This window comes from Mammaliicoccus sp. G-M28, from assembly GCF_022386595.1.
Classification (GTDB): Bacteria; Bacillota; Bacilli; order Staphylococcales; family Staphylococcaceae; genus Mammaliicoccus; species Mammaliicoccus fleurettii.
On record NZ_JAJNIF010000020.1, the window covers coordinates 1 to 25,014 of the forward strand.

Here is a 25,014-nt window from a genome sequence, read left to right on the forward strand (position 1 = left end):
CACCTCTACAATTTTTTCTTCGTCGATTACATTGTACTAAAGTGAGCTATATATGGCTCTTATTTTATTACACAATTATATGGACATATTCAAGTCTTCGTGCGTTTTGACCTGATTTTGTCTGAATCGCACGATATCTCGAAAGTCTTCGTGCGTTTTAGCCTGATTTAGTCCGAATCGCACGATATCTTCACAGTCTTCGTGCGTTTTAGCCTGATTTTGTCCGAATCGCACGATATCTCAATAGTCTTCGTGCGTTTTGACCCGATTTAATCCAAACTTCACTTCATAAATTTCTATTCTACTTATTCAACTTCTTATTTAACTTCTCATCTATTTCTTTTTGTCGACGTTTTCGTTCTTCATTTCTAAGTCGCAATCTTTCTTCTTCTTCTGGATCGCGTTTCTTTTGAAGTTGTTTTTGAATTTTCTCCATGAGTTCTTCTTCTGTTAACGCGGCACATGGGCGGTTATTAACGAATGCGAATGTTTTTCTTCTGCCTGGTCCACAATAAGATTGGCAAGCTACTTCTACTTCGGCTTCTGGATCTATTTTTTTTAATTTTTTCAGTAGTGATGGTAAATTAACAGCTTGGCAATCATCGCAGACTTGAAATTTATTTCGCATTTGTTTCCCCACCTTTCTCGGTTTCTAGTTTAGCAATAAATTATTATACCACCTTAACAGTTGTTTGAGAATGTCATTTTATTGTTTTTCCATATTTCGTACCATTTTATCATTTCGTTCAATCATTCTTTCAAAATATTTATCATATAGCTCCCATTCTTCTGTTGTGACGGGATTCATATTTAATGTTGCACCTAATGTTTTTAGACTTCCTAACAATTTGAACAATATGTCATTCGTTGTATAATCTTTATCTAATAATTCATTTATAGATGCCATACTTTCAGGAATGATGGTTGGATAGATAAATTTTGTTTTTTCATTTTTTAATGCATGTTGATAGAATTCTTTCATCATGTTTGCACGTTCTGCACCAGATCCTTCTACACATAAGTATATTTGAACTGCTATACCACCTCTAACTCTTCGTTGTGATATACCAGCAAACTTTCTGTTATTGATACTTAAGTCATAGCTACCCGGACAGTATGAGGCAGAGATTTCTTTATTTTCAATAGCATTTGTTTCTTCTTTAAACATTTCACGTATGAGACGTAACATCACTTCATATCCCGTATCAATGGATACATCATGTTTACCTTTAAAAATCAAAGATATATTTAGTACACCTTTGTCTAACACAACGCCTAAACCACCTGAATTTCGAACGATTGCACTGTATCCTTTAATATTGTTTAAAAATTCAATGCCATCTTTTAAAAAAGGTAATCTAGAATCGTGTATGCCTAATATCACGACGTGGTTGTGTATCCATGTTCTTACTACACTTGGACTTTTATCATTTCCAACTTGATCACAAAATGTATCATCGAAACTAAAGGACTGCATTGGCTGCAGTCCTGAAGTGTGGTCAATGTATCGCCATTCTTGTGTAAAATAATCTTTCAAAGTTTCCACGATTATAATGTTTGAGCAGCTGTAATAATTGAAAGACTGTATACGTCTTCTGCTGAACAGCCACGTGATAAATCGTTAACAGGTGCGTTTAAGCCTTGTAATACAGGACCAACTGCATCAAATCCACCTAAACGTTGTGCAATTTTGTATCCAATGTTACCCGCTTCTAAGCTAGGGAAGATAAATACATTTGCATCACCTTGAATTTCAGAATTTGGCGCTTTTTTAGCAGCTACTTCTGGAACGATTGCTGCATCAAATTGGAATTCGCCATCTAATACTACATCTTTTAAGTCTGTTTCTTTCAAGTTTTCTTGAGCAATCGATACCGCTTCAGATACTTTTTCAGTATCAGGTGATTTCGCTGAACCTTTAGTTGAGAAGCTTAGCATTGCTACTCTTGGAGACATACCGAATGCTTGAGCAGTCTTAGCACTTTCAATTGCAATTTCAGCTAAGTCTTGAGCATTTAATTCTGGGTTAATTGCGCAATCACCAAACACATACTGTTCTTCACCTTTAGTCATGAAGAATACACCTGATGTTTTAGTAACGCCTGGTTTAGTTTTAATGATTTGTAATGCTGGACGTACAGTATCCGCTGTAGAATGCGCAGCACCACTTACTAGTCCATCTGCTTGATTAGTATAAACTAACATTGTTCCGAAGTAGTTTACATTGTTTAATAATTCTTCAGCTTGTTCTACTGTTGCTTTACCTTTACGGCGTTCAACAAATTTTTCTACTAAATCAGCTTTTAATTCGCTTTTTTCAGGGTTAATAATTGTAAGTCCATCGATTGATAAATTAGCACCCGCTGCTGTTTCTTTAATTGCTTCTTCGTTACCAAGTACGATCGGTGCAACCAAATCAGTAGCTTGTAATTTAACAGCTGCTGTTAATACACGAGCATCGTCACCTTCTGGTAATACGATACGAACATTCTTACCTGATAGTTTGTCGCTTAGGACATTAAGTAAATTAGACATAATTGCCTCCTATATATGATTGCTTTAATTTTTCCATTCATAATTATAACATTTTTTCATAAATTTTCACGTATCCGAACTATGAATTAATTTTATAAAAATACACAAATTTATGATTTATATTTTGACAACAACTTTTTCCATTTTTGAACTATATCTTTATCTTTAACTTCAGTAAAAGCGACATTTGGTTTTAAGTTAGGATCTTTACCATTATAATCTTTATCGGCAAATCCTGTAGATAAAGTGACATCTTCGTTCTGAGTGAATTCATACTGATATACTTTTCCGTTATCAGCAAATAAATATTTAGTAATTGGCTTGTTCATATCCGCTACTTCATTATAACCTTGGATATTCGTTAAATCTTGCGCTTGTTTATCGATACCTTTTACATTGTTTTTAGAATAATATGCTGATATCCCAACTATATTATGTACTTTGAATGCTTTTTTTCCAGGCTTATTATGATTTGTAATTTGTAATTCTCCGTCTTCTGTCAAAGCATATCCATCACCTTGTGTGTGATCACTGCTACTAAAATAGCGATTAGATATTGCCATTCCCTTGTCTTTACCATACTGATCTGCATAGATTAATAATTTTTCTTTTAATTCATCTTTTTCTTTATCTGAAACTTGTATTTCTTCAGCTTTTGCTTGTTTGGTTTCTGATTTTTGTTGTGTTTCTTTCTTTGTTGTTGAGTCATTACTACATCCACTTACTAAGCAAATTAAAATTATAAAAGCACTTAAGCATTTGAACTTATGTTGCAAGATAATCTCTCCTTCTATTTACAAATAGACGTCTCCACATAATATTGCTTGAAGGAGACGTCTAATATACATGTTTATTTAACTTTAAAAATTATTTTTAGTTCTTTTTAATACCAAATTCATCTACTAATTTAACTTGTCTCTGTTCGCCTTTACTAATATCTCCATGTAGTTGATATATTTTAACAACCAATTCGTCTCCTGATACGTCATAAACTGAGAAGTTCTGGTCTGATGAGTCGCGGTTGTTTTCATGACTATTATTAAATGCATCTGTTTTATGAGGTTGTTCACCTAAAGCAAACAGACTATTGTAATGATCTAATTGCTCTTGTGTTAAGTCTTTTAATTCAGGTCTTACCTTTTTAATATGTTCTAATGGACGGTCATAAATACTATCATACGCTTTAGTTCCACCAGTATTAGGTAACACATAAACTGAACCTTTAGGATTATCGTAATATGCTACATTATCTTTACCACGTATTTGTTTAGCATCTTCTTTTTTAGCATTTACAAAACTATTTTTTGTTCCAGTATGTTCAAGTGGTTTTGTACGTGAAAGTACATGATCATGACCTTGAAGTACTAAATCAACATCTAAATCATCAATTTGTTTAGTCAGCTCATCACGTATTTTAGCGACATCTTCATCTGATAAAGCATGATAAGATTTAGAATACATCGGTTTATGAAGGTTTAAAATAACCCATTTAGCACCATTTTTCTTCGCATCTTTAATATCTTGCTTAATCCATTCCATTTGCTCTTTCCCAATAGCTTTCTCTTCTGGGTTATCTTTTGATTTTTTATTATCATTCGTATTAGCTACAACCATATGCGCACCGTTATAATCAAATGAATAATACGATCCACCATTCACTGCATTATTTTCTTTCGGAACATTTACATGATCGTTATAAGTAGTTAAAAGTTTCTCATCTTCTTCACTTAAGGCGTATTCATCATGGTTACCAGGTGCAGAAGCGATTGGTAATGACATAAAGGATGGGCGTGATTGATCATATAAATCACGCCACTCATCTTCAATTTGAGCAGTCTCAACAAAGTCTCCTGTATGAAGTGCAAAGTTTGGATTGCCAGCTGTTTTAATGGCATTGCTTAGAGTATCAGCACCAAACTGAGCTTCATTTCTTACATGTTCATTCCAGTATGCATTTTGTGTATCTGTATATTGAACGAATTGGAAGTGATCATCTTTGTTTCCAGATGTTTTAAATTGACCTACTTCACTTTGAGGACCATTTGCACTACCTACGCGATAATAATATGTAGTATTTGGTTTTAAATTATTTGCTTCAGCTTTATAGCTATATTCTGGTACTGTCGTTAATTCTGATTTCCCGTGTTTATCACCACGTGTCCATTCAGGTCCTTTGGCATTTTTATCAGTGTAATAACCTTTAACTTTTTCTTTACCATTCTTATCTTTAACAGGTTCACCTTCATCATCTTTTTCTAGATCTGCAAAGATAAAGTTTCCATTCTTATCTCGTTCAACATATTTCGAATTTACTTTTTTAGATTTAGCATCAAAAGAACGTGCATCATCAAAATTACCAGTTTCAGAAACCCATACTTTTGCATCTTTAAACTGATCTGTAGTATACCAATTAAATGCCATTTCTGATTTAGTATCACCGTTAAAATTAGTAATGATACGGTTAGGTTGGTTTTTCTTAGGAACTGGTGCTACCTGAGGCTTTTGGGATGTCACTTTAATTTCAGAATCACTTGTGTTAGCTGTTGTTTCAGATGTATTAACTCCCGGATTTCCAGACCCACTCGCTTCTACCGTTTCATTTGCAGAAACGCCTAATAATAACATCAAACAAGCAGTTCCACTTAAGAATCGTTTTGTTACTGACTGATTATACATGTACACTTCCTCCTAATTAACCCTTGTGATTTAAAATGCATTACATTAGGAAGTGTATCAACTGTAGGTTAACCCTTTGTAAAGATATTATAAATGTTTTATTAATGAAATTTTAAATAATACATAAAGAGGAGTCTAGGACATACATGTCCCAGCCTCCCTAATATACTCTATTTTAATTATTATCATTTAAGTAATTATACATTTGACTCGGTTGTCCTAATCTCATATCTACAATGATGTGCTGGGCATCTACTACTTTTTTTACTGGAAAGTCAGCTAAAGGTGCCATTACATGTTCAAAAAGTTGTAATCTTGCAGGACCTCTATATGCTTCTTTCACTTTTACATCCGTTATTTGGCTGCGTGTTAATTCACTCATTAAAAGTGATCCATCGTAGTGTCTCATCTGTTTCAACATAAATTGTGGTGTTGTTATGATTGACTTAGCTTCTTCATCATCCATACGATAATATTTATATCCCATAGTAGCTTGAGCTACTCTTAATGAGTTGTAGTCCAAAGTGCCAACTAGTACGTCGTTGTCTACATATAAATTAGGCGTACCTGCTTTTTTAGGAAAAGCGGCAACTTCTCTACCTGATGCGATTGCTGCTTGGTTATTTACATACATAGAAAGATAGAATTCGCCTGCTTCACCATTATATTCTACTGGAATAACGTGTCCAGCTTCCATATAAGAACCTAATCCTGTACTGTCAGGCATATTAATGACTTCAAACTTTATTAAATTACTCGTAACTGTAAGTGGTTCTGGAACAATTTCTTTGAGCATTTCCATATCTGTTTCATAAACGATATTCAAAAATTCTCTATCTTTAAAATACATGTCAGTTGCAGGAAATACCGGTGCATTCAATGGTGTAGCTGAGATATTTTTAACTTCTTCTTTTCTCATATTAAAAGCTCCTTTTTCTGCTCAATTATTTTAGCGAATTCTGCAATACTTTCACTAAATTGCGGAACTGTCTTTTTATTTTCCGCTTCTGATACGATTTCTACAATTTTATCATTATATGGTGTAGGTATATCGATGTTATCTCCTTCTTGTGCAACTAAACCGTTAATATAGTGAATTTCTGTTTTTCTACCTTTTTGTAAGTCTTGTAACATACTTGCTTCCAATTTACGGTTTGATTCCATTATCATTTTCAACTTTTTAGTTTGTTTTTCAATGTTATCAATTATTTTAAATTGAGTAAAATCAACGCCAGACATGATTTCAAATTCTATACCTTGTTTTTCAGCTACTTGAATGCCTTCACTGATAATATATAATGCTGATTGAATACCAACTTCATCATCCATTATATCGCCATACGTACATCCACATGCTGCAGACAAACCACTAAAAGAACTATTAATTAACAACTTAGACCACTTTGTTCCGATCAAGTTTGATGAAACAAATACACCACCTATATGTTCTAAAACTTCTTTAATATTCTTGATTCTCTCTGTAACAACACCATTTAATTCACCAATTTGTAATGCGTATTCTTTGAATGTGTCATAAGTAGTAGTCAGATTTGATACACCAGGTTCAGCATATGTTGCACCAAATTCTACAGATCCAGCTATAATTTGCTCTTTCGGAATAGTTTCACTGATAAAATGTTCAGGCACACCATTTTGTAAAGATAGCAGTATCCCATCTGTATTTAAAATATTTTTTATAATAGGTAATACATCATTATTATAAATTTGTTTAGTTAATAACAATACTAAATCATATTTTTTATTTATTTTGTCCGGAGTAATTGCATTTACTTTACTATGAAATTCAATACTCCCTTTTATAGTTGCACCATTTTCATTCAATTTATTAATATGTTCTTCGTTTACATCAATTAAATCCACATTTTCTGCAGATTGTGATAAATAAGCTCCCATTATCGTACCTAACGAACCTGCTCCATATATTGCAATATTCATATATATTCTCCTTTGCTTATATCCAATGTATATTTCACTTACAATGTTACGCTTATGTTAGAATAATTAAAAATACATATATAGGTATGTACACATAACCAATTAGTTATATATATATGAGGAGGTATACAATGGATTTATTACAGCTAAAATACTTTAAAACAGTGGCAGATTTTATGAGTTTCACTAAGGCTGCTAATTTTCTATACATTAGCCAACCTGCTTTAAGTAAAATGATTAAAAATTTAGAAGTTGAATTAGATATTAAGTTGTTTGAACGAAAATTACGACAAATAGAATTAACGAAAAATGGCGAAATATTTTTAAGTTCTGTTAATAAAATTTTTGGAGAAATCGATTATGCAAAAGAGCGTATGTTAAAAAATAAAATTGATGAAGAAAAGACCATTAACATTATTACATCAAGTAATCGTTTTACTTCAGATCCTATTTTATCTTTTACTAAAGATCATCCTGATGAAATATTTAATGTCGAAACGTTAGATAATCATACAATTATTAATAAATTAATGTCTGAAGAGGCCGATTTTGCAATTTCATTTTTTAAAATTGAACACTCAAATATACAGTGTGACTTCCTCTACAGAGAAGATATTGTATTAGTAACGCCACCAGAGTATGATGCTTATGAACCAAAAGATTATATTTATGAAGCAAATAATTTTAAACATTTTCTCTTTATTTCTAATTACAAAGAATACAATCAATTTATTAAAAACAAACTTTATGAAAAAGGTATTAAATATCATAATTTCAATTATGTTGATGATGCTTTATTTAATATTTTTATTCAAAACAGAAAACATTTCACTTATTTACCTGTAGCAGTATGTCGAAATTTTGAAATACCTTATGCAACAGACCAAAATTTACTAATTTCTAAACGTATCTTTATATCTAAAAAGAAAGATAACCAATTAAAAAATAAAAGTAAAACTATGTATAACTTTATCTTAGACTATTATCAAAAATATGAGATGAATTATAGAATTTAAAACTGCTAGCAAATAAGTTTAAAAACCACGAGGCTCGGGACAAATTAATTGTCCGAGCCTCGTGGTTTTATTCTGAATATATCTAGAATGAAGGTATTAAAGTATCTTTATGTTTCTCTTTTAAATATTTTTTCACTGCATCACTCTTCATTGCTTTATGTAATGCTTTAATTTTTTCGGAATCTTTATTGTCTTCTCTTGCAACTAATTGTATAGAAAAACGAGTATCAATATTTTTTTCTAGGAATAATGCATCAGCTGGTTTTAATCCAATTTTTGATATATATGTTGGATAATTATAAACGAGTGATACATCTGATTCGCTATACGTTTCTGCTAAATTGAGCAAGTCTACTTTTAACCATTTAAAATCTTTAGGATTATCTACAATATCTTTAGTCGTTCCGTTTACGCCAACGCCATCTTTTAATTTAATAAGTCCTTGTTCTTCAAGAATTGCTAAAGCTCTACCTTCATTTGAGATATCATTTGGAATAGCAACTTTTGTTCCATTTGGTATAGATTTTGTATCTTTATATTTCTTAGAATAAAACCCAACTTTTGCATCATAAATGGGTTGTATCGCTACTAAATTAGCTTTTCTTTCTTTATTGTATTTTTCCATAAAAGGTTTATGCTGAGCAAAACTTGCATCCGCTTCTTTACTCGTTACCATGTCATTATATGCAACGTTATCATTTACTTGTACAAGTTTGATTTCCCAACCATCTTTTTTAGCTTCTTTAGCTGCTTCTTTCACTACATCTGTCATTGGAGGTGCTTGTGAAGCTACTTTAATAACTTTATCTTCACTATCTTTCTTATTTGCACCACAACCGGCAATCATAACACTAAACATCAATATCATAATAAATAAACTTTTTTTCATATCTACACTACTTCCTTTTGTCTAATTTTCGAGAAATATTATTCCCTAACATTTGAATGATAAATACACTGATAATAATGATAATAATTGAAAAGTACATAATTTCATTTTCATAACTTTGATAGCCGTATCGAATAGCAAAATCTCCTATTCCACCTCCGCCTACAATCCCCATAACTGTTGAATATGAGACCATACTCACTGCTGTCGTTGTGTAAGCCAAAATAATACCGCTTCTTGATTCTACTAAAATGAAATTCCATATATATTTAAACTTTGTTGCTCCTAATGATTCTGCTAGCGTCTTTATTTCGCCAGGTATATCTAGTAATACTTGTTCAACTAATCTTGAAAAGATCGCAATTCCAACAATACTTAAAGGAATGATGGAAGGATAAGGACCAAAAGCACTTCCTAAAATAAGTCTAGTTAATGGAATTAAACTGATAACAAATAATAAATACGGGAATGAGCGAATAAATGTAATCAAAAAATTAAAAGCCCAATAATAGTTTCTATTTAATTCTTTAATGCTTGGATTTGATAAAAACAAAGCTATCCCTAGAGGCAATCCTATTAATAAAGTGATGATCATTGAATACCCTAGCATGATACAAGTTTCTTGCAACGATTGGATAAGTTCTGGCATATAATAATTAATTTTTTCTAAAAACGTCATTCTTCAATACTCCGCTTCACGTTTTCTAAATAAGAACCTGTGTCCTGTTCAACACTTTTAGTTCTATTTTCAATAATATCTAACAATTGACCATCCTCCATCACACAAACTTGCTCACATAATTGTTTTACAACATTCAATTCATGTGTGACAAAAATGATTGTTATATTAAATTCTTTGTTAATATTCTTTAACATTTTTATGATAATTTCAGTGTTGTGTTCATCCAAACTACTTGTAGCTTCATCACATAATAAAATATCTGGATTTCTGACTAAAGACCGTGCTAATGCAACACGTTGCTTCTCTCCTCCAGATAATTGAGCAGGATAGCTATTTATTTTATCTTCTAATCCTACAAATTCAATCAGTTCATTCACTTTGTGTTTATCTTCTTTATTGATAATCTTCAAAGGTAATGCAATATTTTGATAAACATTCAAGTTATTCAATAAATTATAGTTTTGAAAAACCATTCCTATTTTCTCTTTATATTTTCTAATTATTTTTTTAGAAACATGATTAATTTCTTTATCCTCAAAAATAATTTCACCTTCAGTTGGTTGCTCTATAAAATTAAGCATTTTCAATAAAGTCGATTTCCCGGATCCACTTTTACCTACAATCCCTGTTATAGAACCTGGCTCTACTGTTAAAGAAAAGTTTTTAACAGCAAACTTATCATTATATTTCTTAGATACATTTTCTAATTTATACAAATTTATGCTCCTATTAAATAAATTTTCAACAATCTATTATCATTATCTAATAAATAAAATCGATAATCAATATCAATAAATTTTCAACGTCACTATTTCTCTTTCACAACAATGTAAAAAGTTGAGTCATTTAATCTGTTTCTAGTATGATAGACTTATAAAGAAGATATTATTTTCTAAAAGGAGCGAAAGTAAAATGAACGAAGCAGCAAAAACATTAGATGGTTGGTACAGCTTGCATTTATTCTATGCGATAGATTGGACTAGCCTTAAAACTGTACCAGAAGATGATAGAAGTACAATGATCAATGAATTCAAAACTTTCCTTGAAGGTTTAGAAACAGTTCATAATAATAAAGAAGGCTCTCATGCTTTCTATAACATCACAGGCCAAAAAGCAGACTTAATGTTATGGTTCTTACGTCCAGATGTTAAACAATTAAACGCTTTAGAAAATGAATTTAATAAATTAGATATAAGTGATTTCTTAATCCCAACTTATTCTTATGTATCAATAGTAGAACTTTCAAACTATCTTGCTGGTGATTCAGACGAAGATCCATACGAAAATCCACATGTAAAAGCAAGATTATATCCAGAAGTACCACGTTCTGAATATGTATGTTTCTATCCAATGGATAAAAGACGTGACGGTGAAGACAACTGGTATATGTTAGATATGGATCATAGACGTAGCTTAATGCGTTCACACGGTTTAATTGGACGTAGCTATGCAGGTAAAGTAAAACAATTTATCACTGGTTCAGTAGGTCTAGACGACTACGAATGGGGCGTAACATTATTCAGTGATGATATGTTACAATTCAAAAAATTAATCTATGAAATGCGTTTCGACGAAGTATCAGCTAGATATGGTGACTTCGGTGCATTCTATGTAGGTAACATTTTAAATATTGATGAATTAGATACATTCTTTCAACTAAACTAAAATTCAAACCGGGTAGACTCGTGGGAATCTACCCGTTTTTTATTTTTATTAGAGTGATGTGTCGTTTACGGGTCGCTAATTTTATTTATCGGCATGTATTTCCCATTTTCGGGTCGCTAATTTTATTTATCGGCCTGTATTTCGCATTTTCAGGTCGCTAAATTTTTTTATCGGCCTGTATTTCTCATTTCTGGACCGGTAATTTATTTTATCGGTCCGTATTTTATCTATAATTATTCCCAAAATAGAAAAGAGGATTTCCGACACTGATAGTTGGAAATCCTCTTCTTATTTTATTTAACTAAATATGTTTATAAATAGAGTAACAATTGGAACGCCTAGTAAATCTATTAAGAATGCTCCTACTACTGGTACTACTAGATATGCTTTTGGTGATGCTCCGAATTTTTTCGTAATAACATCTAAGTTCGCCATCGCATTTGGAGTTGCTCCAAGTCCATGACCTATAAATCCACCGATCATAACTGCTGCATCATAGTTTTTCCCAAGTCCTTTGAATACTACAAACACTGAGAATAATACGATAAACACAATTTGAGCTAGAACAATAACTGTTAATGGTAATGCGAGTTGATAAATTTCTGTTAATTCAATACTCATTAAAGCAATTGATAAGAATAAACTTAATGAAACATCACTTACATGATTCGTAATTTTCATATCGATAATGTTTAAATTACCATAATCAGAAATATTTCTAATAATTACTGCTACAAACATTGCGCCTACATAAACAGGAATATTGATACCAGTTAAACTAGTAAACCCTTCACCGATATATGTACCTATAGCCATACATACTGCAATAATTGTAAATTGAACGATAAACACTGTAGTTGGGTTCATTCTACTATGTAAATTTTGATTGTATTCCACTTCACTATAATCTAATCCAGTATCTTTAGCATCTTCTGGTTTCAAGTCGAACTTTTTAATTAAGAATCTAACGACTGGTCCACCGATTAATCCACCAGCTACTAAACCTAGTGTAGCTGCTGCAAGTGCTGCTGTAACTGCAGAATCAACGCCTAATGATTCTAATGTTTGACCGTATGCTGCTGCATTACCATGTCCACCTTCCATTGACATAGAACCAGCTGTTAGTCCTAATAATGGTGGAATGTTTAATACTTTTGCTAGTGAAACACCTATAACATTCTGACAAAATGCTAATACTCCACAAAAAATAAAGTACAGAATTAGCACTTTACCGCCAAGTTTTAATAATTTTAATGATGCACCTAAACCAATAGTTGTAAAGAATGCAAGCATAAAGAAGTTTTGGATAAATTCAGAATCCAATTTAATCGTTATAATATTTGTTGATTGTAATATCGCCACTAAAATTGCAAATAATAATCCACCAATTACTGGAGCTGGAATACATAAACGCCTCAAAATAGAAACTTTATTTACTACTGCCTCTCCTAATAAAAGTAGGACACATGCTAGCGCCAATGTTGTAATAGCATTGAGCTCTAACATTTCACATTCCTCCTTAAACAACATGTTTCATACAGTTGTTCTTTATATTTTTCAAGAAATCGTTTTCAAGCCATGAAGAACATTATACATATCAGTCAATAAAAAATCTACCATGCATTTTTTACAATAAAATATTTATTTAAATTAATTATTTAGCTATTAACCTCGCCTTTAAAGTTCTTTATAAAAATTCACTAAATTTTGAAATTTCCAATATACAAATCCGCTTTATCGTGTATATTAATTTATATACAGAGAAAAATTTCATTTAAATTATACATATAAGGAGTAGCTATGAAACAAAATCAAGAACAATCATTACAGAAATCAATCGGACTAATGACTGCTATTACAATTGTCGTTGGTACGATTATCGGATCAGGTGTATTCGTCAAACCAGCAGTCGTTTTAACACATGCAGGCACAAGTAATATGGCCATTCTTGCTTGGGTAGTCGGAGGACTCTTGACGTTAGCAGCAGGCTTAACAATAGCAGAGATTGGCGCTCAAATCCCAAAAACAGGCGGATTATATGCCTATATACGTGATATTTACGGACCCTTTTGGGGATTCTTAACAGGTTGGGTTCAAACAATTATCTATGGTCCTGCAATCATCGTATCACTTGTACTATTTTTTGGTATTCTCGTGACAAATTTCTTTAATATCAGTAATGATATGAGTGTTTGGTTTGGATTATTCGCGTTAATATTTTTAACAGCCGTTAATATTTTAGGTACAAAATTTGGCGGATTAATGCAAAATGTCACAACAATCGCAAAGCTTATTCCAGTATTTGCAATTATCATATTTGGATTACTTTGGGGCAATGAAGGAATTTTTGGGCAAGATGTAACATCATTAATTAAAACAGATGGCGAAATAAACTTTGGTCGTGCTGTCCTAGCAACTTTATTCGCTTATGATGGATGGATTATGTTAACGAACATGACTGGAGAAATGAAAAAGCCACAAAGAAATTTGCCACTAGCTATGTTAATCGGACTATCAATCGTGACACTCGCTTATGTACTCATTAATATCGCTGTATTCCATGTAATACCTGCTGCAGAATTAGTAGGATTAGGTAATACGGCAAGTGCAGAAGCAGCAAAAGCACTATTCGGTGATATAGGTTCTAAAATTGTAAATATCGGTGTAATCATTTCAATATTCGGTTGTCTAAACGGTAAAATCATCACATTCCCACGTATTCCATTTGCTATGGCTGAAGACGGATTATTGCCAATGCATAAGTACGTAGGATACATTAGTCCTAAATTAAAATCACCACTTGGCGCATTAATTACTGTGTTCGGAATCTCAATGGTATTAATCGTATTAACATTATTATTCCCAGATGTCGTAAACGCAGACTATTTATCAGAAGTAACAATATTTATTATTTATATTTTCTATATGATGGCCTTCGTCGGGTTGTTTATTCTCAGAAAGCGTAACAAAGATATTAAAAGAGAATATTCAGTACCACTCTATCCATTCATACCATTGTTAGCACTTTTCGGTGGAGCATTTATTATTATTAATACTTTAATCTCTGACTTTATGGGATCATTATATTCATTGATTATATTAGCAATAGGAATACCCGTTTATATGTATTTGAAAAACAAACAAAAAACAGACTAATATTTAGTCTGTTTTTTTGTTTAATCTTTAATTTCTGTTTTTGCTTCTAGTTCTATCATTTCTTCTTTTGTTTTATCTAATACGAGATAATTCAATTCATCGTTTGTCATTTTTTTAAGTGATGGATATCTTATCATAAAGAATATAATTCCAAGTACGAACCATACAAATAGTGCAATATATGATGGTAGTGATAAACTTGCTGGTGATCCTGGAATTAGTAATAAACATAAGAATATACCTGCAATCATTGCTCCGATGATAGCAAATGTTTTATATTTCGGATGATACATCATACTTCTTTTATCATAAGAGAATAGTTTAAATGCTGATAAACATGTTATAAAGTATGCGATTGATACACCTGTTGAAGACATATCTACAATCCATGTTAAAGCTGTTCTTCCTAACCAAGGTGCTACTAACGCAAGCACTAATATAAATATAATACTGATATATGGTGTATTATATTTTGGATGTAATTTTTTGAAGATGCTTGGCATAACGGATGCTCTACCCATGGAGAATAATAATCTACTAGAACTCATAAAGAATCCGTTTAAACCTGTAAATATCCCCATCATGATCGCAACAATTAACACTGCCAATCCAACAAACGAGAATGCTTCTTGGACAACTGACCCTGTTACCCATAAGTCTCCGCCTACTGCTGTTGCATCTTTAAATAACCAACTTGTTAACAATATCATCATGACATAAGTTAATGCTGAAGCTAATAAACTGAATACGATTAACTTAAATGTCTTACTCGGTGAAAAATTAAATTCTTCTGCTGTTTGTGGAATATTGTCAAATCCTACATATGCCCACGGAGCAACTGCCAAAATTACTACGATAGACGATAACCAACCAACGTCGTTATTAACGACTGGTTTCAAATTAGAGAATGAAAAATCTTGAGTGAAAAATGATCCTGCAAATAATAATATCACTACAACAGCTAATATAACGCAGAATACATATTGTAAACTACCTGAAAAACTTGATCCTTTTATACTAATCCAAGCAAAAATTAATAAAATAAGTGAGGATAGTATAATTTCAGTTATGTACACGTCCCAACCTGCGACTGTATATAATTTACCTTGTTCTAAAAATCCTGGCATAACAAATTTAAAGAGCAAACTAAATGCTGAAGCGTTTAATGCAACGATACATATATAACCAAATGTTAGAAACCATGATGAGAAGAATGATACATATTTACCGAATCCTAAATATCCAAAAGCAAATGCACCACCGGAAACCGGAAACTTCTCAACGAGTGCACCATAACTAACTGCAATAACGATCATGAGTAAAGCACCAATAAAGATACCGATTGATGCACCTAATGGACCTGCTTGACTAATCCAATCACCAGGAAGTATAAACGCTCCCCATCCGATACTTGAACCGTAAGCTATAGCCCAAACAAATTTTTCAGATAAATTTTTATCTAAATTTCCTCTTGATAAATCTTTCTTTTTTCTTGCCATAAATGTTCCACCTTTATATATATGTTTCGTGAAACGTAATTAACTACTTCTTAAGATTTCCAAACAGCAATTACGAGTAAAATCCAACTTGCAATGAACAGTACGCCACCAATTGGCGTAATAGCACCTAATATTTTAATTTGTGTTACAGCTAAAATATATAATGACCCACTAAAGAATACAATTCCGAATGTCATCAACCAACCTGCTAAATTTAAACTAGTTGATGTTGCTCCCGAAATAATACCAAGTAATATCAATCCTAATGCATGGTACATTTGGTATGTTGTAGCTTTTTCCCATATATCTAAGTATTTAGCTGATAATTTGTTTTCTAAACCATGTGCACCAAATGCTCCAGCTGCTACTGCGATCATTGCATTAATCGCACCTATAATTATAAATAATTTCATTTTTTATCTTCCTTTCTATTATTAAAAATCAAAAATTGAATTTCCATTACCTACACCATCATCTGTTGTTAATTGATTTTCAGTTTTATTAGCAGATGGTTGATCAAGTACTTTTCCACCCATCTTTCTAATTTCTTCATTAGAGACTTTTGATTGTGATTTTTTAATTGGATTTTTTGGAGTCGAAGAGAAGTTTTGTTCCACTTTTATATCGTGATTAATACCCTCTTTTTTATCAACTAATCCACTTAAAGTATGAATTGCATGCATATGACGATTAAAAACTTCATTTGTTGAGGCATTATCAGCTCCAACTAGTTCTTCTTCAATGGCAGCAATTAATTGATCTCTACTAATCATAAATTGTCACCTCCACACCATTTTATAGGATCTTTTCCATTTGAAGTCAGATATTCGTTTGTTTTACTAAATGGTTTCGAGCCAAAGAATCCTCTATAAGCTGATAACGGACTTGGATGAACAGATTGTATAATATGGTGACGTTCTGTATCAATCAGCTTAATTTTAGATTGCGCTGGTTTTCCCCACAAGACAAACACAACATCATCTAGTTCACGAGAAACACTTTTAATGATTTCATCCGTGAATATTTCCCAACCAATATCTTTATGAGAATGTGCTTTATGTGCTTCTACAGTTAATACAGTGTTTAACAATAGCACGCCTTCATTTGCCCAATCTTGCAAGTGTGGTGTTTCGCGTTTACACCCTATATCTTCCTCTAATTCTTTATATATATTTCTTAATGAAGGTGGAAACTTTGCATCAGGTTGAACTGAAAAAGCTAAACCATGTGCTTGATTAGGTCCATGATATGGATCTTGACCAAGTATAACCACTTTCACTCTATCTAAAGGGGTTAAATCAAACGCTTGATAAATATTTTCCCTATCTGGATAGATTGTTTTGTTTTGATATTCTTCTTCAAGAAACGACTCCATTTCGCTAAAGTCATGCTCTTTTTTTATATTGTGAAATATTTCTTGCCAATCCATATTATTCACCTCAATCAAAATGATAACATAGCACTAATGAAAAGGTCATAACTATTTTTTACAATTAAAAAACATGATATGATGTAACATATGAAATATTGGGAGGAATCATCAATGGCATTAAAAAAAGTCTTAACAATAGCAGGATCTGACACAAGTGCTGGAGCTGGAATGCAAGCTGATTTAAAAACATTCCAAGAACACGACACATACGGAATGGTAGCATTAGCAGCAGTCGTTACTATGGACCCAAAAACATGGGCACATGATGTAACGCCATTACCTCTTGATTTATTAGATAAACAGTTAAACACTGCTATTTCAATTGGCCCTGATGCAATTAAAACGGGTATGCTCGGTTCAGAAGAAGTCATTAAACGTGCACGTCAAGCATATGATGAATCAGGATCTGAAATTTTTGTAGTTGACCCTGTAATGGTATGTAAAGGTGACGATGAAGTACTTAACCCAGGAAATACTGAAGCAATGATTAAAGAACTATTACCAAAAGCTACTGTCGTAACACCAAACTTATTTGAAGCTGGTCAACTTTCAGGCTTAGGTAAACTTACAACAATTGATGATATGAAAAAAGCAGCAGAAAAAATCCACGAACTTGGTGCACAATATATCGTCATTAAAGGTGGAAAAGCTTTAGAATCAGATAAAGCCTATGACTTATACTACAATGGTCAAAAGCACGTTCTGCTTTCAACAGACAAATTCCAATCTAGTTATAATCACGGTGCAGGATGTACATTCGCCGCAGCAACAACAGCTAATTTAGCAAATGGTGAAACACCAGAAGAAGCGGTTAAACATGCAAAAGCATTTGTAGCATCTGCAATTAAAAATGGCTGGAAAATGAATGATTTTGTAGGACCAGTAGATCACGGTGCTTCAAATCGAATTGAAAAAATCGAAGTATATACTGAAGAAGTATAATAAAAACTGCCTACAAAGGTTTCCGACTTTGTAGGCAGTTTTTTTATATTTACTAGTACATTATGCTAAATTCTGCTGTAACTTTAGCTACAACTTTGCGATTCTTAAATAATGTCATTTGATATTGGTAAAATGCATTATCTCCATCTTTATTTTCTTTAAGACATTCTAATTCTGCGTTGTAATTTTCTAATGTCATAATACGTTCTGTTTGTTCGAACTCACTTTTAATTTGTCTGAGTTTCGTCTTACTCCCCATAAAAGGCTTAAAACTATTAAACTCCCGAAGAATACTTAACAAATATTGAACAGGTACTTCTTCAAAATATTGGTACCCCATTATATTGCAATAATCCAATACCGCTTCATCATTAAATGAAATACGCATTGTTTCCACTACTTCCACCCGCCATTTCTTGAGGCTAATCTCAGTAGTAATTGTACTTTAAAGCTAATAATCATTCAAGTGAATTTAAAAACAATGCAATGTTCTAAATTTCTTCTTGTTCACTTAAATATGCGTTATTATCTAATATTACTTCCACATTTGGATGATTGTATAAAGCTGATGCTGGTAAATCAGTTGTGATTTCACCAGTTAATAATTTACGAATTGCATCAGCTTTTTTAGGTCCATATGCTAATAAAATAATACGTTTTGCTTTCAATATAGAGTGAATTCCCATTGATATTGCTTGTTCAGGCACTTCTTCTTTTGTTTCAAAGTATCTGCTGTTTGCTTCTATTGTAGACTGTGTTAATCCTACGATACTTGTTAAACTATCAAATGATGTCCCTGGTTCATTAAAACCGATATGCCCATTTTCACCAATTCCTAATATTTGTACATCTACCGGTCCTTCTTTATCTAATAAATCTTCGTAACGTTTTATTTCTTCTTGAAGATTTTCAGCTGACCCGTTTGGCAAATGTATTTTCTCTTCGTTCCAAGTTGGTAAGTGATTGAACAACACGTCATGCATATATGTGTAATAACTTTCCGGATGGTCATAATCTATTCCAATATACTCATCTAAGTTAAATGTCGTAATTTCACTTAAATCAATTTCATTAATTCTAATTAAATTAACAAGTTGCTCATATACTCGAACCATCGTTCCGCCTGTAGCTAAACCTAGCACACTCTTTTTATTTGAAATAATTTGTTTTAACAACTCATTTGCTACGTAATGACACGCTTCCTCTTTAGAACCTAAGTTAATAATTTTCATTATTTATCCCTCTATTTCTTTAATAAATCGTTTTGCTATTTCTAAAGGTCTTGTGATGGCTCCTCCAACTACTGTACAATGCACGCCTAAATCCGTAACACGTTTAAACATTTCTGGTGTAATAACATTTCCCTCTGCTATTACTTTTGCATTAACATTGCTTAACACGTCTTTTAAAAATTGAAAATCATTTTCGTATAAAACATGCCCTTTAGTATATTCTGTGTATCCTCTTAATGTTGTTCCAACGTAATCAAACCCTAGTTTATCAGCATTAACCGCTTCTTCTAAATCAGATACATCTGCCATAATCTCAACATTTGGTGCATGCTCTCTAATATATGAAACAAGTTCCTCAAGTGATTCTTTAGGTCTTTCTTGTTTCGTTGCATCTAAAGCGATCACTTCACAACCACTTTCAATTAACTCATCGACTTCTTTAGATGTAGCTGTAATAAAGACTTTAGAACCTTCATAATCACGCTTTACAATACCTATTACTGGTAAACTGATTTCTTCTTTTATTGCAATGATATCTTCTTTCGTATTTGCTCGAATTCCTTTTGCACCTGCTTGATATGCTGCTAATGCCATCTTACTCATTATAAATGATGAATGCAAAGGCTCCTCTGGTAAAGCTTGACATGAAACAATTAATCCTTGTGGTAACATTTATTAAGCACTCCTTATTTATTTTCTAATGCTTCTTCTACTTCATTTTTTATTGTTGTAACATGTGGACCGTAAATGATTTGAACACCTGTTCCTTTTTGTACAACACCTCTCGATTCAGTTGTCTTAATAACATCTTCATTGAAAAGTTTTTCATCATTGATTGTTACTCTAAGACGTGTTGCACAACAATCAACTGTATCTATATTGTCTTTGCCACCTAAGCCTTCGATGATTGTCTTTGCGCGATCACTCACATCAACAGATTTGACTGAATCTTCATCTTCACGGCCAGGCGTCTTAAAGTTAAACTTCGTAATTAAGAATCTAAATGTTACATAATACAATAAGAACCAAACTATACCTATTGGAATAACAAGTAAGAAGTTAGTCTTGCTGTTTCCTTGTAACACACCAAATAGAATGTAATCAATAAAGCCACCGCTAAATGTTTGTCCAATTGTAATATTAAATATATCTGCCATCATAAATGCTAATCCATCAAATATGGCATGAATAACATATAACACTGGAGCTATAAATAAGAAACTAAATTCTAATGGTTCTGTTATACCCGTTAAAAATGATGTCAATGCTGCTGACAGCATTAAACCACCGACTACTTTTTTCTTTTCCGGTTTAGCTGTATGATAAATTGCTAAAGCTGCACCTAATAGTCCAAACATCATCGTAATAAATCGACCTGACATATATCTAGAAATACCTGAATAATATTGCGTTACATTTGCATCTCCTAATTGTGCAAAGAAGATGTTTTGTGTACCTTGTACAATTTTGCCATTGATTTCCATAGTTCCACCTAAAGCAGTTTGCCAGAATGGTAAATAGAATATGTGATGTAAACCAAATGGTCCAAGCATACGTAATACAAATCCATAAATAAATGTACCAATTACACCTGTTTTATTAACAAGTCCACCTGCATTGAATATCCAACCTTGAATCGTTGGCCAAATAAAGAATAGGATAACGCCTAATCCTATAGAAGCCACTGAAGTTACAATTGGTATAAATCTAGATCCACCAAAGAACCCTAAAAATGGTGGTAATGAAATTTTATTGTACTTATTGTGTAGCATTGCTGTCATAATACCTACAATGATCCCGCCAAACACACCTGTTTCAACAGTTTGAATCCCTAAGACCATGCCTTGTCCAGCTTTAGCTAATTCTTCTTGTGCTGCGACATCATCAGTAATGGTTAATAATGCGTTCATTGTAGCATTCATGATTAAGAAACCTAACATTGCTGCTAATCCTGCTGTTCCTTTATCACTTTTCGCCAAACCTATAGCCACCCCGATTGCAAATAGCACTGGCAAGTTAGCAAAAACGATATTACCCGCTGAAGACATTAAGATAAATATATATTGCAAAAAATCTATATCCAAAATTGGATATGCTTTAATTGTATTTGGATTGCTTAATGCACCACCAATACCTAATAGCAAACCTGCTGCTGGTAGAATGGCGATTGGTAACATAAATGATTTCCCGAATTGTTGCGCTTTATCAAAAATTTTACTCATAAAATACGCACCTCCTATTTATCCTAAATATAACATCATGAAAATTATAGTCAATACTATTATTTGTTTTGAAAAATATTTTCATATATACTCATAATTACTAATTAAATAGAGGTGTAAATTATGAATTTTGAAAATCGTATTCAGCAATTTTCATACCTTTTCACAAAAGCTGACGAAAAAATTGCTAGATACATATTAGATCATCCTGTAGGAGACCATTTTTCAACTATTACTTCATTGGCATACGCTATCGATGTTTCTACTTCAAGTATTACAAGGTTCAGTCATAAATTGAATTATCAACACTTTCAAGATATGAAATTTAACATTCAACAAACTTATGAAAAAACAGATATTCAAAATGTTCCACTTATTAAAAGAATTCATGAATATCATCAAACAATTATTCAACAAACAGGTGAATTTATATCTAATGAGAAAATCAATCAACTTATTAGTACTTTATCTAATAGTGAACAAACACTTTTTGCAGGTTTAGGAAGTTCTGGATTAACTGCAACTGAGTTTTACTATAGAACAATGAGAATGGGCATAAATGGTAGTGCCGTAACAGATGCGCATCAAATGAAAATTGGCGCATCATTATTATCTGAGAAGGATGTACTTATAGCATTTTCAAATAGTGGGAAGACGGATGAACTCATAAATGCTGCAAAAATCGCCAAATCACAAAATGCTACAGTTATCGCTATAACCAATTATGCTGGAAGTGAACTTACCGCAAACTCTGACATTGTGATCATGACAATTGATCAAACAAGAGTGAACGACAAACAATTTATTAATACACAAATTTCAGCTCATTTTCTAATTGATGTAGTGAGTTATATGTTGTTAGAATACCAAAATAATATGAATCAATATCAACACACTAGAGATGTAATATTAAAAGATAATAAATCATAGGTTGTGAGCAGATTGTATATAAATTTACTCAAGAATTTAGTAGAATAGTAAAGTATATACTATGAGGAGTGAAAGGCATGGAATTAATTCAAGTAGATCAAGTACAAACACTAATATCAGAATATGAAAATAAGCCAGTATATCTCCATGTAGAAACGACAAATGGAGCTTATGCTAACCATTTCGACAACAAAGTATTTAATGCTGGTACATTTTTAAGAAATATCCAAGTCACATTTACCCATGCACATTTAACTGGTGGGAATAAAGAGCCTTATCGTGTTGGATTAAAATTAGACAACAATGGTTGGGTCTATGTACAAGGTTTAACACACTTTGAGGTAACTGAAGATAAAGAACTATTATTAGCAGGACTAAATTATGAAGGACAACTTGCTGCGACATTAGAAATAAGTAGCAATCCTTTCAAGGATTAAGAGGTGAATACAATGAATGATGAAAGACAAGTATTAGTTATTTTTCCACATCCTGACGACGAAGCATTCGGTACATCTGGCACACTTAGTAAATTTGTAGATGATGGTATCCCTGTAACGTATGCATGTTTAACTTTAGGTCAGATGGGGCGTAATCTTGGTAACCCACCTTTTGCTACACGTGAATCTTTACCACATATTAGAGAACGTGAATTGGATGCAGCTGCTGAAGCAATTGGTATAACAGATTTAAGAAAAATGGGATATAGAGATAAAACAATTGAATTTGAACCTAAAGATGAAATAGATAGTATGGTAAAATCATTAATAGATGAACTTAATCCATCACTTATTATTTCATTCTATCCTGGTTATTCTGTTCATCCAGATCATGAAGCAACAGCAGAATCAGTAGTAAGAACAGTTAGTCGCATGGATGAATCATCTAGACCTAAACTACATTTAGTAGCGTTTAGTAATGACACATACAGCGATTTAGGAGAACCAGATATAAATATAGATATTACTGGTTATGAAGAACGCAAGATGAAGGTCCTTCAAGCTCATGCGTCTCAAACCGGTCCAATGTTACAAAATCTCGCTTCAAATACACAAGAAAGTGAAGCGGCTAAAGATATGTGGTTGAAGACAGAACATTTCTGGACATATCATATTGAATAGATAGTGGAGGCAATGTGTATGACACAATTAGATTTATCAACACGTGAAGCGAGATGGAAATATTTCGGTTCAGTTGATCCTATAAAAGGAAATAAACCTACCGAAAAAGAAAAGATGCCAGATTTGCAAAGCTCTAAAAAAGATTTCCTATTCGAAATTGAACATGTTGGTATCAAAAACTTAATTTACCCTGTCAGAATAGATGATTTTCAAACAGTTGGAAACTTTGAATTTTCAACTAGTTTAAATCAAGATGAAAAAGGCATCAATATGAGCCGTATTATAGAAAGTGTTGAAAAGCATTATGATAACGGCGTGAAATTAGAATTTGACCATTTAACAACATTATTGAATACACTTCAATCTGTCATGCTCCAAAACACTGCATCATTAGATGTTACAGCTAAATGGTTCTTTAACCGTTTTAGTCCTGTGACTAACCAAAAAGCAGTCGGACATGCAGACATTAGATATATACTTTCTGTTTCAGATGATAAAGTGACTAAAAAATCTTTAGGCATCGAAGTACCTGTTACAACGTTATGCCCATGTTCTAAAGAAATCAGTGAATATTCAGCACATAACCAACGTGGCATCATTACAGTACTCATTGACTTAGATCCCGAAATAGACCTACCTGATAACTACAAAGACATCGTATTAGACGGTATGGAGGCTAACGCAAGTTCAATGTTGTATCCAATATTGAAACGTACAGACGAAAAAGCCGTTACAGAAAGAGCATATGAGAATCCAAGATTTGTAGAAGACTTAATTAGATTAGTAGCTGCTGATTTAGTAGATCTTGACTGGATACAAGGATTCGAAATAGAATGTCGTAACGAAGAATCCATACACCAACACGATGCATTCGCAAGACTAAAATATACAAAGTAATCTAAATATGAACAGACCGCCTCCATGAGCCGGTCTGTATTTTTATGTGTTTCGCGTTTTCGGGTCGATAATTGATTTTATCGGTCCGTATTTCTCATTTCTGGAACGGTAATTTTATTTATCGGTCCGTATTTCTCATTTCTGGACCGGTAATTTTATTTATCGGT

The 25,014-nt window shown here is 32.5% G+C and carries 27 protein-coding genes; 8 read left to right on the forward strand and 19 right to left on the reverse strand.

Translation table 11 applies throughout. The features are described from left to right. Nucleotides 1–301 precede the first annotated feature (301 nt). The 7 genes from LQ609_RS11765 to LQ609_RS11795 all read right to left on the reverse strand — a co-directional run bounded on the left by LQ609_RS11765 (nt 302) and on the right by LQ609_RS11795 (nt 7,167). Nucleotides 302–628: a YuzB family protein gene (locus LQ609_RS11765; RefSeq protein WP_078357822.1), complete on the reverse strand. Its 327-nt coding sequence runs from the start codon at nt 626–628 to the stop codon at nt 302–304. Nucleotides 629–706: 78 nt separating this feature from the next. After that, the gene (locus LQ609_RS11770; RefSeq protein ID WP_107509405.1) at nt 707–1,546 is read right to left on the reverse strand and encodes a lipoate--protein ligase family protein; all 840 of its coding nucleotides are present in this window, start codon (nt 1,544–1,546) and stop codon (nt 707–709) included. A gap of 2 nt (nt 1,547–1,548) precedes the next feature. Beyond that, complete coding sequence (pta, locus tag LQ609_RS11775; protein WP_078357820.1) at nt 1,549–2,535, reverse strand: phosphate acetyltransferase; 987 nt, start codon at nt 2,533–2,535, stop codon at nt 1,549–1,551. A gap of 110 nt (nt 2,536–2,645) precedes the next feature. Then, the gene (locus LQ609_RS11780) at nt 2,646–3,311 is read right to left on the reverse strand and encodes a hypothetical protein (protein ID WP_078357819.1); all 666 of its coding nucleotides are present in this window, start codon (nt 3,309–3,311) and stop codon (nt 2,646–2,648) included. 97 nt (nt 3,312–3,408) lie between these two features. Next, nucleotides 3,409–5,160 carry a purple acid phosphatase family protein gene (locus LQ609_RS11785; RefSeq protein WP_420870898.1) on the reverse strand — a complete coding sequence of 584 codons (1,752 nt, stop codon included), beginning with the start codon at nt 5,158–5,160 and terminating at the stop codon, nt 3,409–3,411. A 226-nt stretch (nt 5,161–5,386) separates the two neighbouring features. After that, nucleotides 5,387–6,130: an acetoacetate decarboxylase gene (locus LQ609_RS11790; protein WP_078357817.1), complete on the reverse strand. Its 744-nt coding sequence runs from the start codon at nt 6,128–6,130 to the stop codon at nt 5,387–5,389. After that, entirely contained in the window at nt 6,127–7,167 is a 1,041-nt protein-coding gene (locus LQ609_RS11795; RefSeq protein ID WP_119634153.1) for a ketopantoate reductase family protein, read from the reverse strand. The genes LQ609_RS11790 and LQ609_RS11795 overlap by 4 nt, the downstream gene beginning before the upstream one ends. Before the next feature lie 131 nt (nt 7,168–7,298). Between LQ609_RS11795 and LQ609_RS11800 the strand changes: the two genes are divergently transcribed. After that, on the forward strand, nt 7,299–8,183 hold the full coding sequence (locus LQ609_RS11800; protein WP_239734796.1) for a LysR family transcriptional regulator: 885 nt from the start codon (nt 7,299–7,301) through the stop codon (nt 8,181–8,183). Between the two features lie 82 nt (nt 8,184–8,265). Here LQ609_RS11800 and LQ609_RS11805 read toward each other — a convergent pair whose 3' ends face one another. The 3 genes from LQ609_RS11805 to LQ609_RS11815 are packed head-to-tail and all read right to left on the reverse strand — an operon-like array spanning nt 8,266 to nt 10,470. Continuing rightward, a complete protein-coding gene (locus tag LQ609_RS11805; RefSeq protein WP_078357814.1) occupies nt 8,266–9,072 on the reverse strand; it encodes a MetQ/NlpA family ABC transporter substrate-binding protein in 807 nt (268 codons plus the stop codon). Between the two features lie 7 nt (nt 9,073–9,079). Further along, nucleotides 9,080–9,751, reverse strand: a complete 672-nt coding sequence (emtB, locus tag LQ609_RS11810; protein WP_078357813.1) for a metal ABC transporter permease EmtB — start codon at nt 9,749–9,751, stop codon at nt 9,080–9,082. After that, nucleotides 9,748–10,470: an ATP-binding cassette domain-containing protein gene (locus LQ609_RS11815; protein WP_115337843.1), complete on the reverse strand. Its 723-nt coding sequence runs from the start codon at nt 10,468–10,470 to the stop codon at nt 9,748–9,750. The genes emtB and LQ609_RS11815 overlap by 4 nt, the downstream gene beginning before the upstream one ends. Before the next feature lie 196 nt (nt 10,471–10,666). On the opposite strand from LQ609_RS11815, the gene hemQ reads away from it, so the two are divergent. Then, the gene (gene hemQ, locus LQ609_RS11820) at nt 10,667–11,419 is read left to right on the forward strand and encodes a hydrogen peroxide-dependent heme synthase (RefSeq protein ID WP_078357811.1); all 753 of its coding nucleotides are present in this window, start codon (nt 10,667–10,669) and stop codon (nt 11,417–11,419) included. Between the two features lie 297 nt (nt 11,420–11,716). Here hemQ and gltS read toward each other — a convergent pair whose 3' ends face one another. Continuing rightward, nucleotides 11,717–12,925 (reverse strand): sodium/glutamate symporter, encoded by a 1,209-nt coding sequence (gltS, locus tag LQ609_RS11825; protein WP_078357810.1) that lies wholly within the window; start codon nt 12,923–12,925, stop codon nt 11,717–11,719. A gap of 294 nt (nt 12,926–13,219) precedes the next feature. On the opposite strand from gltS, the gene LQ609_RS11830 reads away from it, so the two are divergent. Continuing rightward, entirely contained in the window at nt 13,220–14,575 is a 1,356-nt protein-coding gene (locus tag LQ609_RS11830) for an APC family permease (protein ID WP_107509278.1), read from the forward strand. Between the two features lie 20 nt (nt 14,576–14,595). Here LQ609_RS11830 and LQ609_RS11835 read toward each other — a convergent pair whose 3' ends face one another. From LQ609_RS11835 to LQ609_RS11850, 4 genes are read right to left on the reverse strand one after another with little or no spacing between them, the layout of a single operon-like run. Further along, nucleotides 14,596–16,074, reverse strand: coding sequence for an APC family permease (locus LQ609_RS11835; RefSeq protein ID WP_239734797.1), 1,479 nt, complete (start codon nt 16,072–16,074; stop codon nt 14,596–14,598). Between the two features lie 50 nt (nt 16,075–16,124). Beyond that, nucleotides 16,125–16,487 (reverse strand): DUF423 domain-containing protein, encoded by a 363-nt coding sequence (locus LQ609_RS11840; RefSeq protein ID WP_107509277.1) that lies wholly within the window; start codon nt 16,485–16,487, stop codon nt 16,125–16,127. A gap of 21 nt (nt 16,488–16,508) precedes the next feature. Further along, entirely contained in the window at nt 16,509–16,847 is a 339-nt protein-coding gene (locus LQ609_RS11845; RefSeq protein WP_078357806.1) for a DUF5327 family protein, read from the reverse strand. Then, nucleotides 16,844–17,512 carry a uracil-DNA glycosylase gene (locus LQ609_RS11850; RefSeq protein WP_274534939.1) on the reverse strand — a complete coding sequence of 223 codons (669 nt, stop codon included), beginning with the start codon at nt 17,510–17,512 and terminating at the stop codon, nt 16,844–16,846. Before LQ609_RS11850 ends, LQ609_RS11845 begins: the two co-directional genes overlap by 4 nt. Before the next feature lie 105 nt (nt 17,513–17,617). Here LQ609_RS11850 and thiD point away from each other — a divergent pair, with 105 nt between their 5' ends. Then, nucleotides 17,618–18,448 (forward strand): bifunctional hydroxymethylpyrimidine kinase/phosphomethylpyrimidine kinase, encoded by an 831-nt coding sequence (gene thiD / locus LQ609_RS11855; protein WP_078357804.1) that lies wholly within the window; start codon nt 17,618–17,620, stop codon nt 18,446–18,448. A gap of 52 nt (nt 18,449–18,500) precedes the next feature. On the opposite strand, the gene LQ609_RS11860 is transcribed toward thiD, so the two are convergent. The 4 genes from LQ609_RS11860 to ptsG all read right to left on the reverse strand — a co-directional run bounded on the left by LQ609_RS11860 (nt 18,501) and on the right by ptsG (nt 21,902). Further along, the gene (locus tag LQ609_RS11860) at nt 18,501–18,836 is read right to left on the reverse strand and encodes a hypothetical protein (protein WP_237687752.1); all 336 of its coding nucleotides are present in this window, start codon (nt 18,834–18,836) and stop codon (nt 18,501–18,503) included. Between the two features lie 103 nt (nt 18,837–18,939). Next, on the reverse strand, nt 18,940–19,680 hold the full coding sequence (gene nagB / locus LQ609_RS11865) for a glucosamine-6-phosphate deaminase (protein WP_107509275.1): 741 nt from the start codon (nt 19,678–19,680) through the stop codon (nt 18,940–18,942). A gap of 3 nt (nt 19,681–19,683) precedes the next feature. Continuing rightward, nucleotides 19,684–20,352, reverse strand: coding sequence for an N-acetylmannosamine-6-phosphate 2-epimerase (locus tag LQ609_RS11870; RefSeq protein WP_078357801.1), 669 nt, complete (start codon nt 20,350–20,352; stop codon nt 19,684–19,686). A 14-nt stretch (nt 20,353–20,366) separates the two neighbouring features. Beyond that, the gene (gene ptsG / locus LQ609_RS11875; protein WP_078357800.1) at nt 20,367–21,902 is read right to left on the reverse strand and encodes a glucose-specific PTS transporter subunit IIBC; all 1,536 of its coding nucleotides are present in this window, start codon (nt 21,900–21,902) and stop codon (nt 20,367–20,369) included. Between the two features lie 123 nt (nt 21,903–22,025). On the opposite strand from ptsG, the gene LQ609_RS11880 reads away from it, so the two are divergent. The 4 genes from LQ609_RS11880 to folE2 all read left to right on the forward strand — a co-directional run bounded on the left by LQ609_RS11880 (nt 22,026) and on the right by folE2 (nt 24,847). Next, nucleotides 22,026–22,832 carry a MurR/RpiR family transcriptional regulator gene (locus tag LQ609_RS11880; protein WP_078357799.1) on the forward strand — a complete coding sequence of 269 codons (807 nt, stop codon included), beginning with the start codon at nt 22,026–22,028 and terminating at the stop codon, nt 22,830–22,832. A gap of 77 nt (nt 22,833–22,909) precedes the next feature. Continuing rightward, complete coding sequence (locus LQ609_RS11885) at nt 22,910–23,269, forward strand: YojF family protein (protein WP_078357798.1); 360 nt, start codon at nt 22,910–22,912, stop codon at nt 23,267–23,269. Between the two features lie 12 nt (nt 23,270–23,281). Beyond that, nucleotides 23,282–23,950: a bacillithiol biosynthesis deacetylase BshB2 gene (gene bshB2, locus LQ609_RS11890; protein ID WP_107509273.1), complete on the forward strand. Its 669-nt coding sequence runs from the start codon at nt 23,282–23,284 to the stop codon at nt 23,948–23,950. Between the two features lie 18 nt (nt 23,951–23,968). After that, nucleotides 23,969–24,847, forward strand: a complete 879-nt coding sequence (gene folE2 / locus LQ609_RS11895) for a GTP cyclohydrolase FolE2 (RefSeq protein WP_115337849.1) — start codon at nt 23,969–23,971, stop codon at nt 24,845–24,847. Nucleotides 24,848–25,014: the final 167 nt, after the last annotated feature.